The organism is Crateriforma conspicua, assembly GCF_007752935.1.
Taxonomy (GTDB): Bacteria; Planctomycetota; Planctomycetia; order Pirellulales; family Pirellulaceae; genus Crateriforma; species Crateriforma conspicua.
This window is the reverse complement of sequence record NZ_CP036319.1, coordinates 6857222-6873393: the sequence shown is the minus strand read 5'-3', so window position 1 is coordinate 6873393 and position 16172 is coordinate 6857222. Positions and strand designations below refer to the sequence as shown.

The 16172-nt window shown below is 55.0% G+C and carries 9 protein-coding genes; 2 read left to right on the top strand and 7 right to left on the bottom strand.

Annotated features, from left to right (window positions below):
- Positions 1–49 precede the first annotated feature (49 nt).
- From Mal65_RS25095 to Mal65_RS25075, 5 genes are all read right to left on the bottom strand, one after another.
- Positions 50–1780 carry a family 16 glycosylhydrolase gene (locus tag Mal65_RS25095; protein WP_196784441.1) on the bottom strand — a complete coding sequence of 577 codons (1731 nt, stop codon included), beginning with the start codon at positions 1778–1780 and terminating at the stop codon, positions 50–52.
- Between the two features lie 26 nt (positions 1781–1806).
- Entirely contained in the window at positions 1807–2898 is a 1092-nt protein-coding gene (locus tag Mal65_RS25090) for a sugar kinase (RefSeq protein WP_145304109.1), read from the bottom strand.
- Positions 2895–3551: a bifunctional 4-hydroxy-2-oxoglutarate aldolase/2-dehydro-3-deoxy-phosphogluconate aldolase gene (locus Mal65_RS25085; RefSeq protein WP_145304107.1), complete on the bottom strand. Its 657-nt coding sequence runs from the start codon at positions 3549–3551 to the stop codon at positions 2895–2897. Before Mal65_RS25085 ends, Mal65_RS25090 begins: the two co-directional genes overlap by 4 nt.
- A gap of 116 nt (positions 3552–3667) precedes the next feature.
- On the bottom strand, positions 3668–5104 hold the full coding sequence (locus Mal65_RS25080) for an NAD-dependent succinate-semialdehyde dehydrogenase (protein ID WP_145304105.1): 1437 nt from the start codon (positions 5102–5104) through the stop codon (positions 3668–3670).
- A 116-nt stretch (positions 5105–5220) separates the two neighbouring features.
- A complete protein-coding gene (locus tag Mal65_RS25075; RefSeq protein WP_145304103.1) occupies positions 5221–6387 on the bottom strand; it encodes a mandelate racemase/muconate lactonizing enzyme family protein in 1167 nt (388 codons plus the stop codon).
- A 140-nt stretch (positions 6388–6527) separates the two neighbouring features.
- On the opposite strand from Mal65_RS25075, the gene Mal65_RS25070 reads away from it, so the two are divergent.
- Positions 6528–7247 carry a FadR/GntR family transcriptional regulator gene (locus tag Mal65_RS25070; protein WP_145304101.1) on the top strand — a complete coding sequence of 240 codons (720 nt, stop codon included), beginning with the start codon at positions 6528–6530 and terminating at the stop codon, positions 7245–7247.
- A gap of 58 nt (positions 7248–7305) precedes the next feature.
- Positions 7306–9726: an alpha-amylase family protein gene (locus Mal65_RS25065; protein ID WP_196784440.1), complete on the top strand. Its 2421-nt coding sequence runs from the start codon at positions 7306–7308 to the stop codon at positions 9724–9726.
- 33 nt (positions 9727–9759) lie between these two features.
- Here the strand turns inward: Mal65_RS25065 and Mal65_RS25060 are convergent, their stop codons facing one another.
- Together Mal65_RS25060 and Mal65_RS26735 are read right to left on the bottom strand one after the other, a co-directional pair.
- Positions 9760–11145, bottom strand: a complete 1386-nt coding sequence (locus Mal65_RS25060; protein ID WP_390621988.1) for a sulfatase-like hydrolase/transferase — start codon at positions 11143–11145, stop codon at positions 9760–9762.
- A gap of 138 nt (positions 11146–11283) precedes the next feature.
- A complete protein-coding gene (locus tag Mal65_RS26735) occupies positions 11284–16059 on the bottom strand; it encodes a family 78 glycoside hydrolase catalytic domain (protein WP_165701520.1) in 4776 nt (1591 codons plus the stop codon).
- Between the last annotated feature and the right edge of the window lie 113 nt (positions 16060–16172).

Below are 16172 nucleotides of genomic sequence, written 5' to 3'. Positions count from 1 at the left end.
CATTGAATTGTCGGCTTGCCGTCGCACATTTGCGACGCAGAGCATCACTTCACGGCGACTGGGGTTTTGTCGCTTTTTCCTTGGCCACTTCCGCGGCTCGTTTGGCGAACCACGTTTGACGTTCCTGGCCCGACGCCAAGCCGTTTTGGTCGACATCCATTTCTTTGAAATTGGCTTCAACCGCCTGCTGGTTCCACGGCCATCCGTTCTCTTGCCACTTTGCCTTTTCCATGTCGACAAACTCCTGCAGCGTCATGTCATTGGGCGACTTCTTCACGGTCTTCCCTTGAATGACACTCATCGCCGGTGCGGAAGCTGATGGATCATGAGCGGATATGGAGATGTCGTCGATGTAGATCATCCCTTCGCCCGGTTCCACCTGATCTTTCATGAAACGCAGACGCAATCGGTCACTATCGCCTGATGCTTGATCGCGTTGGAAGGTCTTGGTCATCTTCACCCATTGTTCTTTCGGGACGTCTTTCAGATCGAAGCCGTCCAAGATGACTTCTGGGTCAGAGAGGCTGACATTCAGCGATTGCAATCCACAGTCTTTTTCCAAATAGACCGACAAGGACAAATCAAACTGGCCGTCAGAAATCTGGACCGCGGCCGGGGGAGTCACCGCTGAAACATGGACGTTCAAGCCGTTCGGATCGAAGCGTAGGCTTTTGATTCCCTGTACCGCTTGGTCTTTGGTGATCGCAAACCGCGTGAGTGCATCTTCGCCGAATTGCCAAAACTGCTGGTACTGATTGACCTCGCTGCTCTCGGGCACCAGCATGTTTGGCTTCGGATTGTCTTGGAACAGGATCGGCCCTTCAAAACCAAAGAACTGCCGTGCAAGTAGGTGTTTTGAAGGTTTCTGCCAGACCCTGACGTAGTCAATTTCATAGTCCATCGGCAGCCCTTCCTCGGTGGGCATTCCAAGCCAAGTGAAGATTTCCGAATCAAACCAGATTTCCAGCGGGTTGTTCAGCACCCAGCTTTTGCCTTCACGCTCGCGTGTTGTTTCCCAAATCAATTCGCCATCAAGGTACAGCTTCAAATAGTCTTCGCCCCATTCGGCACCATAGACATGAAAATCGTCTGCCACCCGAAACGGCAGTTTGGTTTTCAGGCCGAAACGGCGTGTCGGGCGTTTTGCCGGAGGCGACCAGTCATGTATGGACGCTTTCCACATGTCTTCTTGGATATCGCCCGTCTTGATCGCGGGATTTCCGATCTGTTCATAGATGTCCAATTCGCTTTGGTAGCCGATCGCCCAAAACGAACTGGTCATCGAGGCATTTCCCGCCTTGGTGCGTGCTTCCATGTAGCCATACAAGAATCGTTTGTTGCTGATCACGCCGCCGGTCGTGACTGGGAACGGTTGACCTTCCCAAACACCGTAGGTGTCGTTGTGCGCGCCGTCGGCATAGTCTTCTTTCGCGAACTCGAATTCCGGTTCCCATTGGCTACGGATTTTTAGCTTTCCGTCTTCGACCAACACGTTGTGCGGAGCAAACTGGGACGGTGGGCGGCCCTTCCAGATGTAGTACTCGCCATCGGTGCCTTCGACGAACCACTTGTCCTGATCCAACTGGTCACCGTCAAACTCATCACTGACGTCGGGATTCAACACCCAGCCACCTTCGTTGTCCGGGTCCGACGCCGGGGCAGGGTGCTTCTGCGATGAGGCGTTTGAAGCACCGCCGGTTGGTGATTCCGCTTCCGCGACGGAAGAGGGCATGCATGCCAATACCGCCAGCGTCGCCAAACAATAGGGAATGTATTTCATCTTGCTACCTCTTAGTTCTTTTTCGATCAACGAACGACCCTACCCGAAGCGGAACCGCCCATCAGTCGCTCGACCTCTTGGCGAGTCGAGTAGTTGAAGTCACCCTTGATGGAGTGCTTCAAACATGACGCGGCGACGGCATAATTCAGTGCCGTTTGTGGTTGTGACAATTCTTTGGTGGACAATGCAAAGATCAGCCCACCGGCAAAGGCGTCTCCTCCGCCCACGCGGTCGACGATGCTTTTGATTTGATAGGGCTGGTAATCCCCGTCAGAATTCAAGGGCGAGAAGCACGAGGCTTGATTGGCCGCGTCGTATAACATCGCGCCCCAGTTGTTATGGGTGGCCGATAGGCTTTCACGCAGCGTGATGGCGACCTTGGAGATGTTCGGGAATTGCTGAACCACCTGCCGAGCCACCTCGGGATAGTGCGAAGTTTCAAGGGTCCCCGAATGGACATCCGTCTGGCCCGCTTGGATACCCAAAACGTCGTGACAGTCCTCTTCATTCGCGATGACGACGTCGACATGCGGCAAGATGCCGTTCATGGTCCGACGTGCTAGTTCGCGCGGCTGCAGGGAGGCATCCCAATTCCAAAGCTTGCCGCGGAAGTTCAAGTCGATCGAAATCGTCACACCCGCCTTCTTCGCCTGCGTAGCGGCCACGCGCGTTGCATCGGCGGCATTGGAGGACAACGCCGGCGTGATCCCGCTGAGATGAAGCCAGTTGGCGTCCTTGAAGATTGCATCCCAGTCGTAGGCATCCGCCGGGGTGATCGCTACGGCCGAATCCGCGCGGTCGTAGATCACGTGACTTGGCCGCTGATTGGCACCGGTTTCCAGGTAATACATTCCCAAGCGACCGGTGTCGGTTCGCAGGATATAGCTGGCGTCGATGCCGACCGAGCGAATCGAATCCATCGTCGCGTCGGCTAATGCATGTTTGGGCAGCGCGGTGACGAACCGAGCTTGGCCGCCGAAGTTGCAAATTGATGCCGCCACGCTGGCTTCGGCACCGGCATAGGTGACGTCCAATGTGCGTGTTTGACGTAATCGCAAATGCTCCGGGGCCGCCAAACGCCCCATGATTTCACCAAAGGTGACAACGACTGAATTCAACGTTCGCCTCCCGTTTTCAAAGCGTTCACGACTTCGGCAGACCGTGATTGCAGGCCCGCCCAGTCCCCATTTTCCACCATCTGTTTATTGACGATCCATGATCCACCCACCGCGGTGACTTCTGGCATTCGCAGGTAGTCCAGCATGTTGTCCACGCACACGCCGCCCAACGGGAAGTATTCGATGTCGAGATGCTTGTACGGGGCAGCCAAACTTTTCAAGAAAGTCACGCCCCCGGATGCTTCGGCTGGAAAAAATTTGACGAAGCGGCAATCGGATTCGATCGCTGTTTCCAATTCCGATGGTGTCATGATCCCGGGCGCAAAGGGCAAGCCGGCATCTTTGGCTCCTTCGATCACGCGACGATTCAGGCCGGGAGCAACGCCGAACGCTGCGCCGGCCTGGGCGACCGCCGCGGCAGCGTCAGGGGTAAGAATGGTGCCCACGCCCACCAGCATGTCGGGGACTTGTTGACAAATCGCTTTGACCGCGTCGATCCCCGCATCGGTGCGTAACGTCAACTCGATCGCATCAATGCCACCGGCCAATAGTGCTTCGGCGATTGGCACCGCATGGTCGACGTGATCGACAGAAAAACCGGCCACGACGCGGCATTGTCTCAGCCGATCGATGATCTCAATGGGGAAGCTCATCAAACTAATATTCTCAGTGGCAGCAGCAGGTCGGTAAGTCAGGTAAAACGCGTCAGGATTCTGTGACGAGGCAAAGGATCTAAGATTCCGGGACTCGTGCCCTCGTCCACTACGAATCAGGATGGGACACGAACGGAGACTCGCTTCAGTGTCAGGTACTCTTGCAAGCTGTAACGAGAACAGTCCTTTCCAACGCCACTTTGCTTCAATCCACCGTGCGGCAGATGGACGGCGTAGTGAACTTCGTTGACGCAAACACTGCCCGCTTGAATTTCTGCGCCGGCGCGAAGCCCACGATTCAGATTGGTGGTGTAGACGTAAGCGGCCAGCCCGTACTCCGTATCATTGGCCAGTGCGATTTCATCGTCGTCATCGCCAAACGAAATCACCGGCAGGATCGGACCAAAGATTTCGTCGCACGATAGCTGCATGTCTTTGTTGGCATCACGCAGGATCGTGGGCTCAAAGAAGTATCCCTTGGTGCGATCTTCCGGGACTTTGCCACCGCAAACGACCGAAGCACCGTTGTTGATGGCCGACTGGATCAGTTGGCTCATCCGGTCTCGCGATTTACCCGTCAACAGCGGCCCCATCTGACGGCCTTCGCCACGACCGGCAGCCAACACGATACCGCGGACTCTTTCGGCCGCTTTGGTAATGAATTCCTCATAAACCGATTCGTGGACGAAGCAGCGATTGGGCGAAACGCATACCTGCCCCGAATTGGCAAATTTTAAGTCGACGATACTGTTGGCGGCGGCTTCGATGTCGGCATCGTCATACACCAGCACCGGGGCATTGCCCCCAAGTTCGACGGAGAAGTGTTTGACGTTTGTGCACGCGGACTTCATCGCCCCCACGCCGGCTCGCGTCGATCCGATCATCGTAAACATCGACGGAATATCACTTTCCAACAGTGGACCCGTGACGTCATAGTCGGTTCCGGCAATGACATTGACGACCCCCGCCGGAACACCGGCTTCGCCCAGCAATTCGGCGCAACGCAGCGATGCCAATGGGGTCAACTGTGATGGCTTGATGATCCCGGTACAGCCTGAGGCAAGGATGGGACCGATCTTATAGCCAAGGTTCAGGAGGGGGAAGTTCCAGGCCAAGTAGCCGACCACCACGCCCAAAGGCTGGCGAAGAACATAGTTCAGGAAGTTGCCATCCGGATCAGGGATCACTGGTTGGTCGATCCGTGCCGCTTCTTCGCAGAAAAACCGCAAACATGTCGTCAACATGCCAAAGTCGTATTCGGCGTTGTCGATGGGCTTGCCGGTTTCTGCGATCAAAAGATCAACGATTTCATCGCGATGGGCTTCCAATCGTTCCGCATACCGATCGATGATCGCTTTGCGTTTGGAAAGTGGTGTCTTGGACCACGCCGGGAATGCGTCGTTGGCGGAATTCAAACACCGCTGTACTGTATCGGCGTCAACTTCGGGGACATCCGCAATGACTTCTTCCGTCGCAGGATTGATGACTTCGAAAGTCTTGTCGGTACGGGTCGCCCGTCCGTCGACCCACAGTGAAAACGTTTGATCAGGCATGTTTCAAGCTTTCAGTTTCGTGTGGAAACGAGTTGTCGATTCCTGGTGCAGTGGGCGAGCCGGCAAGCCTTGTGCTTGGTGACTTGTTGCCCCGTCCGCCATGAATCCGCCGCTACTTAGACCTTTAGTTCTGTCTGGTTGACCACGAACGATTGCATCTTTTGTTCGTTGACGATGACACCCAGCCCCGGGCCGGTTGGCACGGTCGCCACGCCGTTTTCGACAACAACAGGAATGTCGAAAAGTTCGTCCCGCAGCGCGTTCGGAGTGCGATCGTATTCCAACATCAACGCGTCGATCTCCTTTCGTCCCGGTTCGCGATAACCGCTGGCCAGGAAGTGCGTTGCCGAAGCCAGGTTCAGCATTGTCCCCCAAGCATGCGGGATGACATTGATACCTTTGGCCGACGCCAGCGTTCGAATCTTCAGTGCTTCTGAAGGGCCGCCGCAATAGGCAAGGTCGGGCTGTGCGATCTGAACGCCGCCGGTCCTGAGTAAACGTTCAAAACCGAATCGTGTTTGTTCGCATTCGCCGGTGGCGATCGGAATGTCTAATTTGTCTTGCAGTTGTCGAAACTGATTTTCAAACTCCGGCGACAGCGGTTCTTCGAACCATCGGAAGTCGTTGGCTTCTAAGACACGACCCATGCGGATCGCCTCGGGCAAGTCAAACGCATGATTCGAATCGGCCATCATCGTCATATCGGGCAGGGCATGACGGAGCGATTCGACTTGTTGAGTATCAAAGTTTGGGTTTTTGCCGACTTTGATTTTTAGCGCTGCAAAGCCCTGCTGCTGATAGGTGGATGCCTCATCGACGATCGATCGAATCAGGTCGTCTTCCGGCATTTCTTTGAAATACATACCGGTCGCATAGCAGGGAACCGTATCGGAATGTCGCCCGCCCATCATTTCACACACCGACTGATTCAGGATCTTGCCACGAAGATCCCACAGGGCCATATCCATCCCCGACATCGCGCCCATCATCACGCCGCCACGCGCGAAGTCCAAAGAAGCTCGCCACATCAGTTGCCAGTTCCGGTCCGTTGCCAACGCATCCTGGCCAAGTAGACGCGGGGCATAGAAGCGATCGATCGCCGTCTGATAGACCTCCGACGGACCGTAGCATTCGCCCCAACCGGCGGTTCCGTCTTCAGCGACAATTTCCACCCACAGCGTGTTGCGAGTGTCGTAATACCACTGCGAAAAACCGAACGGTTCCTCGAGATGGTCACGCAGGTGGTAGGTCCGGATGGTGGCAATCTTGGTGGTCGAACTCATGTTCCTCGAGGCCGTGTTGTAAATGAAATGCCCGGGAAATCGGATCCGGCGTGCGGCCGGTTCGTGCTAGCCTTGTCGGTCAATGCGAATTACCTTATTGTATGACAAAAGGGAGTGCAAGCCGGTGATGGGCAGACGAGGTGAAGATTTTGACGATTCGCAGAAACCTGTGCGGCCAGATCGTTCACGATCTCGGACGCCAGATCCTGGGAGGCGAGATCCAGCCGGGCCAGGCCATCCCAAACGAAAGCGTGCTGTGCGAGCGGATGGGGGTCAGTCGGACGGTGATCCGAGAAGCCGTCAAGTCATTGGCGGCCAAGGGGTTGGTCCGATCGCGGGCCAAGCTGGGGACCATGGTTTTGCCCAGCGATTCTTGGAATTTCCTGGACCCCGATGTGTTGGAATGGCAGGCCCAAACCGACGTCGACGGAAGTCTGCTGAGGCATTTGACTCAGTTTCGTCACGGTCTTGAGCCAGCCGCCGCGGCGTTTGCCGCCCAGTGTGCCAGCGACGATGAGTTGCAGGCCATTCGTGATGCGTTCCAGGCGATGGAGGGAGCGGTGGAAAGTGTGGAGGCATTTCTGGCGGCGGATCTACGATTTCACACGTCGATTTTGCACGCCACGGGCAACCCCTTTTTCTCTCCGGTCGCCAATGTGATCCGGGCTGCTCTGAAATCCAGCATCCGAGTGACCAATCGCCAATCGGCCGAAAACCGCAAGTCCATTCCGCTGCACCAAGCCGTCATGAAAGCGATCTGGGACCGCGACTCGGTCGCTGCGGATGACGCGATGCGAACGTTGCTGAGCGACGCACGGGCCCGCATCCAAAAAGCGGGCGGCGGTAAGCGACGGCGATGACTGGTGCAAAATCCACCATCCAAACCTTCCTTTCAATCCCACGAATGAACCCATGCGAATGAATCCATCCCGTGTCGTCGTTGTCTTGGGCATGCTGCTGGTATGGGCTTTGGCTCTGGAAAACGCTTGCGGTGAGAAGCCGGTTGTGACCCAGGTGGAGAATTCTTTGGTTGAGGAAGCGGTCCGCAAGACGGGCGTGCTGAATGAAAAAATGGAGGAAGCGAAAGCCAAGGGAATCGATGTCACCCGCGAGGAATCAACGCTCTGGTTTGCCCAGCAGTTCTTGAAGTTCGCCGACTGGGATGAAAGCCATCCGAGTGAGGTGGCCTATTTGTTCGCCCAATACGGACCCTACGAACAGCAGAGTGAAACCCTGGCCAAAGAGATCCCTGAGTTTCAACGCCGTATGGTTGTCGAGACACTGGATCAGGCGATCGAAACCCTGTCCAAGGTTATCAGCGGTAAAATCCAAAGACGTCCCGTCAACAAAATCGATTGGCGAAATGTGAAAGTCGGCGACAACATGTTGGTGAGCCATGGCAAGCCGGTGTTTCTTTACGACTACTTTTCAAAATCTGTCGGACGTCCACTTCGTGATGGTGATGTCTATAACGATCACCTGGGAGCAATCTATCACGGCGGCGAAAACCTGTATCCACCCGAATACGATCGTGCGATCAACTCGTTCTTGTTGAAAGAAAATCGCGATCTTGATCTGGAATTGCTGCGTGAAGTGACAGGAGTTGATGACACCAATGTCGGCTTTTTGTTGTATTGGATGCAGGGGATTCCCGAGTGGGTGGAGAAGCGTGAACCCGAGGTGCGTTTTGGCCGCAGCACGTTCACAGGATTTGATATCGACAATCCGTTGGTCAAAGAAGTCTGGGGAACGATCGCCCGAGAAACCGGTGCACTGACTCGTGGGAAAAGGGTGACCCGGCTTGGATACATTCTGGCCAACGAACCGCATTGGCATTCGATCGCAAGCAATTGGACGAGGCGAACCGGCGAGATGCAGCAGATCTCATCCTACACGCTGGAAGGATTCCGCCAGTGGCTGCGTGCAAAGTATTCCGGTGACATCAACCGGCTCAATCAAAATTGGGAGACGCAGTTTTTGGGTTTCGAAACCGTCCAAATCCAAATACCCATCTCTGCACAGACCCGTGGCACGCCGGTCTTTTACGATTGGGCACGCTACAACATGGACCGGGTCATTTCCTGGTATGCGATGCTTCAGGGTGAGTTGCGAAAGGGCAATCCGGATGCGGACACTCACATCAAACTCATTCCTCACCTCTACACCGACGACGATCGCGCGCACGGAATTGACATCGAATCGTTGACACAGTTGACGTCCATCATTGGTGATGATGCTAAAACGCGACCGACACGACGCAACTATACGAACGCACCCGAACCGTGGGAACAGCATTATGCGTTTTTCTGGGAAGAGCTCTGTATGTCCTACGACTTCATGGAATCCGTCGCACCGGACAGCATCCACATCAATTCAGAATCGCATTTTCTGTCGGCAGCGCGTTGGCGCAAGCTCGATCTTTCGACGCAATACGTGAAGTGTGTCTATTGGCTGGCAACGCTTCACGGAATGGACGCCAATTTCGCTTGGTTCTGGGCTCGTGACCCTGATGGTTCGCCGGAAGACCGTTTGGAGGGCGAGCTGAACTTCGCAGATCTGGCGTTAGCAGGATCTTTCGCAGGTTCGGTCAACCAACAGCCACACATCGCCAACGCCTATACCCAGGTCATGTTGGATTTGAATAGCTTTTCCGAAGAAGTCATTGCTTTGCGAAAGCAGCGTCGTCCGTTGCGATTGTTCCACTCGGAAACATCGGCCATCAACAAACGTTCGCACATGACCGAGCAGTTTGCTTTGTACGAAGCGATGTTCTTTGACGGTTTTCCGGTGGGGTTTGCAACGGAAAAGATCATCAAGACCCAAGACAATGCGTCTTGGGATGCCATTCTCATTTACCGCACGCCGTATGTGACAGTTGCGGAACTCAATGCTTTGCAATCGTATCTGGACCAAGGCGGGACAGTGATTGTGGATGGAGAGAAAAGCCTGGCCAAAGACGAGTACGGTAACCCACATGCTAAGCGTCTTGAAGCCGGCCAAGGCAGGCTGGTTGTACTGAAGAGCAACCCAAGTCCACAGCAGATTCGTGACATTGCCCTCCGCGACATTGCCATCAGCATGCCTGCCTTCGCATTGGTCGAAGACAACGGCAGTGATCGCAAGGGCTGTCGTTGGCAAGCGGTCAAACAGGACGACGGCAGCTATCTGGTCAGCATCATCAACCTGGGCAAGCACGACGCCGATTTGCAGATTGTCTTCGATCACGACAAGCCGGTCTCCGTAACGAACTTGTTGACAGGTCAAGTCGTTGGGACCGACTTGTCTTTGGATTCACAAGGCGTGGCACTGCTAAAGATTCATTCGCAATCAGGCAACTGAACATCTGCCGATGGAGAATCGTAAACGCCTGATCTAGCGGGCGTACGTCTCGAAAAACTCTTGGAATTTCTGGTGCAGATCTGGTCGCTGATCGGAAAGCTCCGTCCGTTCGCCAGGGTCGGATTCAAGATCATAGATTTGTATTGGTCGGTTCAACCCGTAACGCACGGCTTTCCATCGGCCCTCGCGTGCCGCTTGAAACACCTCGCCGACGATTCCCGAGTTTGGGTCGCCGGCCTGTTTGCCGAATTCCCAATACAGCATCCGTTCGCCGATCGGTTGTGGTGAATCGCTTAAGCGGCGATCAATGGAGGTTCCGTTGGTTTGAACGCGGGGGACTGAGGTCAGCGACACGCCGGCCAGTTCGGCAAGAGTCGGAAGCACATCCGCAAAGGCCCACGGCGTGTCATCCACTCGTCCCGTTCGGATTCTGGCGGGCCAATGGATGATCATCGGCACATGGATGCCTCCGTCAAACAAGTCCCGTTTCATGCCTCGGTAGGGCGCGGCAGCTTTGAAAAACTCGGGATCACCACCACCCTCATCGTGCGGTCCGTTATCAGAGGTGAATAGAATCAGCGTGTTGTCCGCAATGCCCAGTTTCCGAAGCCGTTCGACGATTCGTCCGATGTACGCATCCAATGCGGTCACCATGCCAGCCAAAGTCGCCCGTGGTTGGTCAACGGGTTCGGGGTAATACCAAGCATATTTGTCGGCCGGTTCACCAGTGGACATACCCAAGTAACGCGTTTCGTCAAAGATTTTCCGGTAGGGGGCGACGAATTCCTCGGGTGCCGCCAGTTCCGCGTGCGGCGATGAAAAATTTAGCATCACGAAGAACGGGTTTCGATGTTGCTGCGCGATGTAATCGATGGCCTTGTTGGCAAACAGCTCTTGCGCATAGGCACCTTTGCGGCCGCCTTCATTTTCACCGATACGGATCTTTTGGCCATCGCGCCACAGAAACTGGGGGTATTGTCGATGGCCTTCGAGGATCGAATACATGCCGTACCATGTGTCGAAACCCATCGCCAACGGATCGGTCACGCCCATCTGCGATCCGACCGAGTATTTGCCGAATAGGGCGGTGTCGTAACCCGCGTACTTCAAAACGTGAGCGAGCGTCACGTCGATGTCACGCAGTTGGACTTTGTTGGAATTGTCGTGCAGCAGGCGTCCGTCTCGTCCGGTCAGCAGCGACACCCGTGATGGAGAACAGACGGTGTTTCCCGAGTATGCGTTGGTGAATCGAATCCCATCTTTGGCCAATTGATCCAGGATCGGAGTTTTGATCGGTGTGTCGCCGTAGGCTCCGATTTGATTGAAACCCAGGTCGTCGGCGAGGATCAGAATGATGTTCGGCTTGGCCGGATCGCTATGCGTTTCCGCTCGCAGCGGCAAGGCAAATACGACGCTCATGAACGCGGTGACAAGACAACGTGTTGTGAAGGGAATCTGGTCGGTGGAGGGCATCGTCTGCTTCGTTATTTGAGTGTGTCGCAATCGCAGGTGGCGTGGGGCAGGGCAGTGGCGTGTCGATTCATGGATGCGACCGCACTACTGGCTAATCTGTATCCGCAGTGTTGTTCCGTTGCGTTTCAGTTTGGCCGTTTGTTCCGCCGTCATCCCCTCGCTTGTGACCGTGACTTGGTACGTGCCCAAAAAACCGCGTGTCTTACACGTTCCATCGTCGGTCGTCACCAGTGTTTCGTCCGTCCACCATTGTTTGGCGACCAAATCCACAAACACCTCTCCGGCGGGCTTCAGTGTCCAGTCCTTTCGCCACAAGGCAGCGGCCGGTTTCCAATGTAACGGCTCCCAAAATCCCCATTGGCAGATTGCTTCGAAGTTCGGATGGCTGAAGGAAGCAATCATAACGTCCCGAAAGTAGTCGGCTTGGAGTTCATCGTCATCGCCTGCATCCACATCAAACTCGCTCAGTTGTAGTCTGGGCGCGATTTCTGCAAATTCATCGAAAACACTCAGCAGTTCTTCGGGAGGCGTCAGCGATGTCAATCCAAAGTGCCCCATGAATCCAACCATGTCAGGGCCTTGGTTCTGTTCGTTCAGATAACGAATGATCTTCTTGTAAGGCTCACGTTTGTAACCGTCCGGCAGCACTTTGCCTTCGTTGATGGCATGCGATGCATTGGGGGCCAATCTTCGAGCTTCGGACATGATGTCGGCGTAAATCTTCGGGCTTCCGTATTCCTTCTCGTACGTATGCTGTCCCCAGCCGATGATGTGGTTGATCGTATCCCACTCTTTGACGTACTGGTTGGTGGCCGGCAGAACATCGGCCATGTGTCCCCAGAGCCACTTGCGGTGCTCGTCCGGTTTGCCGATGAACTGCTTTTCGAAAGCGTTGAAGTCCATTGGGGCCCAGCCGATGTAGTGGCCTCGTGCGGCGATGTTGTTTTCAAGCAACCATGGCAGAGTTCGGTTCAGCAAAATGTCCTTGCGTCGCTGCCAGACGGGACTGTCCGAACTCAAGTTTTGCCAGTTGTGCGGCCGAAGTTCAGATTCGAAGGTCACGCGGTCAAAGTACTGCTTGACGATTTCGCGGTACTTTTGTGCGTCGTTCCAGCTGACGGGAATTTTCTTCTTCGGGGTGATCGGGAAGTCGCTCTGAGGTGCGCCCAGCATCTCGGCGTTGACCGCATTCCCAAACCCAAAGGCGTGCTTTTGCATGGCGACATGTACGTTCGCATTGGGTACAGGTTGTCCCTGGGCGTCGACAACTTCGATCTCCAAGTCGCCCTTGCGAATTTTCTCTATTCGTTCCCACGCGTTGATTCGCCATGCAGCATCTTCTTCGCGTCCCGCGTACATCACGGTCGATCTCGGCAGCGATTCGATGTCAAAGGCACAGCCATAATTGACCAGTTGGAAATCGGCGATCTCCACGACCGTGCCCGCTTCCCCAAGATCGAATCGAACCACGTCGGTCGATGCGTCGATTGTCTCCGTCGCCACGAACGATCGAACGTGTTGTTTCCACTCGCGATATGCGGACAGCTTGTTTTGATAAACGCCGTTTCCAGACGGGTCGCCGATGGAAAGGTACACGTTGTTCGGTTGGCCGCCCGCTTTGGGGCGACAGATCCAATAGGAAACCAGAACGACGTCGCCAGTCTGGATCGTTTCGTCAATGGGAACGCAAAGCTTCACGTCGGATGGGGTGGTGAAGCGTTCGTCGCATTCAACCCGGTACAAATCGCTGAATGGCATTTGTGTTGCTTTTGCCCATCCTGCTTCCGCTGTTACGTGCTGGGATGCAAATTCCAGTTTGGTCTGCGGGTCAAACGACATCGCGGGTTGGCCACCCTTGGGAGGCACAATCTGATCCGATTCTTTTGAATCGTTTCTCTTTTCAATTTCCAAGCGATGCGTTCCCGGCTGCAGCATGACCAGGACGATGTCCGCATCCGCTGTTGCTTTGTCAATCGTTTGGCCATTGTGCTGAATGTCGACCGCTCCGTCCGCCGGCAGTTCGGCCGTTGCTGTGGTGTTCGGCGGTACGACGGCTTCGACAATGATCCCGTCGTCGGAACGCCGCCATTGGCTCTTGGCAGTCCCGAAGGGTGTTTCAAGTTCCGCCGATGCTGAATCGAGTGGTCCACCGACCAGCGGGCGAACGAAGAAGTGCTTGTAGCCCGGCCGTTCGGGATCAGGTGATAGGCCCGCGACACGCTCGTACATGAATTGACCAATCGCGCCGTACGCATAGTGGTTGAACGAATTCATGCTGGCGTCGCCAAAGCCGTCGGCATGGCTGTAGCTATTCCAACGTTCCCACATCGTCGTCGCACCCTGATTAATCGAATAGAACCACGACGGATAGCTTTCTTTGAAAAGCAACTCGTAGCAGATATCTGGGTGCCCGAGTTCATCAAAGACGGGGGCCAACAGGGGCGTGCCCAAAAATCCAGTCCTCAGGTGTCGGTCGGCTTCCTTGAATTTTCTCATTAGGATTCCGGCGACGCGATCCCGCTGATCAGCTTCGATCAAATCGTAGCCGAGTCCCATCAAGCAAGCGGTTTGGGTGTCTGCGCCGACGTGAGTTTCGTTCTCGGGAAAGTAACGATTCGTGAATGCCTTTCGTATCGATGCATGCAATTTTTCGTAACGCGCCGCGTCATCTTCTTTACCAATGGCCTCGGCGGCCCAACTCAGAATACGAGCGTCGCGACCGAAGTAGGCCGTCGCGATCAGATCTTGAGCCGTGTCACCTTTGCGATCCGATTCTGTGTACGGCTGCAGCCAATCGCCCCAGCCTTTCAGATCCGGAATGAAGTTCTTCGATCGGTTTTCGTAAACGGACACCCACTGTTGCATCGCGGAATAATTGTCATGCAGGATCCTAGGGTCGCCTGTACGTACATAAATTTGCCACGGTGCCGTCACGATCACATCGGCCCAGCCGGGACTGGCATAGCCGAATCCACCGGCCGGAACGGTATGCGGGATCTCGCCGTCGGCATTTTGCTCGTCGCGAACACTTTGCAGCCAGCGTGCCCAGAACGAGTAGACGTCATAGTTGAAGAACGACGTTGGCAAGAAAACTTGTGCGTCACCGGTCCAGCCCAGTCGTTCATCCCGCTGCGGACAGTCGGTCGGGACGTCTACAAAGTTGCTGATTTGACCCCAGCGGATGTTGCTTTGCAGTTGATTCAACTCGTCGTGTGACGACGCGAATTCACCACTGGAATGAAACGCGGTATGTAGGACCTTCGCGACCACCGCATCCTTCGTCAGCTTCGCACCCGCGGACAAACCGCTGAGTTCCACGTATCGAAAGCCAAAAAAGGACAATGAGGGTCGGTAATGGATCGTCCCGTCCTTGGCAGCCTGGAAAGTCGCCTGAGATCGCGCGCTGCGGTAGTTTTCCGTATACAGCGTCCCATCTTGTTGAAGCATCTCGGCAAAGCGGATCTGAACTTTCTCACCTTTCGTTACGGGTATATTGATATCGGGAACACCAACTAGGTTTTGGCCGAAGTCAAAGACATAACGCCCCGGTTCGGGTTCCGTTAGCCGAATCGCCGCAACTTGTTTCATGCATTGGACCGGCGGCATTCGTTTCGGCACAATCAAACGTTGTTTGTCCAGCTTGGTTGACTTGGTGGGTTTCCAAGCGGAATCGTCGTAGTCGGGGCTATTCCAATTGCCCAACTCTTGCGTCGCATCGTAGTCTTCACCATGGTAAAAGCCGCCTGCCCGAATGGGGCCTTGACCGGTCCCTCGCCACGCATCGTTGGTCGCGATCGTTTCGACGGTTCCGTCTGCGAATGTAAGCTCCAGTTGACCAATTAGTTTTGGATTCAACTCTCGAAGTTCGGTTGGCTTGCTCAGCAACAATCGTCCCGCGTACCAACCTTCGCCCAGCAGGGCACCGATGGCGTTATCACCTTCACGAATCATGTCGGTCACGTCATAAGCCAACGATTCCACTCGTTTGGAATAGGTTGTGTAGCCAGGGCTCAGGACGTCATCACCGACACGGTGGCCGTTGATATGAAATTCACAGATGCCAAGTGCTGATCCATACAACCTGGCTTTGATGATCGGTGCTCGGACGTCAAATTTGTGACGGAAGTAGTAACCGGGGTGGGCCGTCCAGGGCGGCAACGGACTGAACCGCTTGTTCTCCGCTACGGTCGCCTTCTTCGCTACGCCGTTGAACTGAAATTCGACCCACAAGGTCTTGGCAGTGTCCGGCGCCGGATCACCGCCCAGTCTCGCATTCGTCACAGGGAATGGGATAACGCCGCGATCGATGGCTCTGGACAGTCGGGCCGTGACGTCGACCACTTGCGCAGAGGTTCCTTCACGACTTCCGTACTCCGCTTTCAAGATCGTGATTTCGTCCGCCGCTGCCGTTTCGCCTTTGACCTCAATCCAGTCCGCTTTCCAATCGGAATTGGACAACAGTCCCATCTCAATGGTCGCATCATTGCTCCATTGCGAACGGCGGCCCTGGTCATCCCAAAATCGGACTCGCCAAACGATTCGCTGGCGAGACTTTAGCGCCGGACCACTGTAGGGCACCCATGTGGATTGATCCGACACGATCTTTCCTGAATCCCAAAGCGGTGTTGCCTGACCGTGGGTGGCATCTGTCACGATGATCTGATAGGCAGACTGGGATGTCACACCGCTATCCGCCGGCAACTTCCATGAGAAAACAGGTGAAGGATCATAAAAGCCAATCGGGTCGGCAAACCCTTCTCCCACCGTCAGCGAATGAGGTTGCAGGCCGTCGGAAAAGCTCGGCGCAGACCCTGCCCATAGAAACAATGCGGATAGGAAAACGGGTCGCAAGTTTTTCATCACACGGTTCGCTGCTTGTTCATTCTGGTGTTGGAGGCTTGGACGCCTCTCGATCAACGATTCAGTTTAGCCGTGGGGTCGATGAAAACCTGGACAATCGAATCGAAAACTAG

Excerpts from the sequence above, each read along its gene's own strand:
- Mal65_RS25095 (WP_196784441.1), bottom strand. The coding sequence starts at position 1,780 with ATGAAATACATTCCCTATTGTTTGGCGACGCTGGCGGTATTGGCATGC.
- Mal65_RS25085 (WP_145304107.1), bottom strand. The coding sequence starts at position 3,551 with ATGAGCTTCCCCATTGAGATCATCGATCGGCTGAGACAATGCCGCGTC.
- Mal65_RS25080 (WP_145304105.1), bottom strand. The coding sequence starts at position 5,104 with ATGCCTGATCAAACGTTTTCACTGTGGGTCGACGGACGGGCGACCCGT.
- Mal65_RS25075 (WP_145304103.1), bottom strand. The coding sequence starts at position 6,387 with ATGAGTTCGACCACCAAGATTGCCACCATCCGGACCTACCACCTGCGT.
- Mal65_RS25065 (WP_196784440.1), top strand. The coding sequence starts at position 7,306 with ATGAATCCATCCCGTGTCGTCGTTGTCTTGGGCATGCTGCTGGTATGG.
- Mal65_RS25060 (WP_390621988.1), bottom strand. The coding sequence starts at position 11,145 with ATGAGCGTCGTATTTGCCTTGCCGCTGCGAGCGGAAACGCATAGCGAT.
- Mal65_RS26735 (WP_165701520.1), bottom strand. The coding sequence starts at position 16,059 with ATGAAAAACTTGCGACCCGTTTTCCTATCCGCATTGTTTCTATGGGCA.